Source organism: Pseudomonas luteola NBRC 103146 (assembly GCF_002091675.1).
In the GTDB taxonomy this organism is placed as follows: domain Bacteria; phylum Pseudomonadota; class Gammaproteobacteria; order Pseudomonadales; family Pseudomonadaceae; genus Chryseomonas; species Chryseomonas luteola.
The window spans coordinates 1-528 of sequence record NZ_BDAE01000102.1; the positions used below are offsets into that span (position 1 = coordinate 1).

General features: G+C 45.3%; 1 protein-coding gene. It reads left to right on the plus strand.

Annotated elements, in window-relative coordinates:
* Nucleotides 1-220: hypothetical protein (locus PLU01S_RS26085; RefSeq protein WP_218019583.1), on the plus strand; the 220-nt coding region annotated here is incomplete at its 5' end.
* Nucleotides 221-528: the final 308 nt, after the last annotated feature.

Here is a 528-nt window from a genome sequence, read left to right on the forward strand (position 1 = left end):
TTTGATTGATACCCCGGCCTGGCAGTTGCCTCAGTGGCCTGGAGAACCTACGTCTAAGTTATCGGCGTTTGCTCAATTTGCTTTAGGAGAATTTTCTTCAGTGTTTCCCAAGCAGTTGGCTAACTTCGCCACCCCATCTGTTTATAACAGATGGCCTAAACTGGTTACTCTCTATTTCGACTCTATACCGATTTACTTTAGAAGAAACCTACTTTATTAATCAGCCGACCGAATTATTCGAAAAGTTGACACTTCTTATTTAAAAGCCAATTAAATGACTAGCCTTCAGCAACTAACAACCTAAACTTATGAGCCTTGAAAGACAGCACAACAGAAGTCATTTGGCTTAAACAAGGGCGCCTAAGAAGCTCTTAGAGGGCGGTAAGACAGAGATCTGGTAGAAGATAAGTCCAGCAGCGCCAGAGGCCTAAATGCCGTGCCCTGCTCTCTGGAGCCTCTGCCGCTGGCAGAGAACTTCGGCAACCAAACACACAAACAAAAAGGGGGATGCTTTCGCATCCCCCTTTT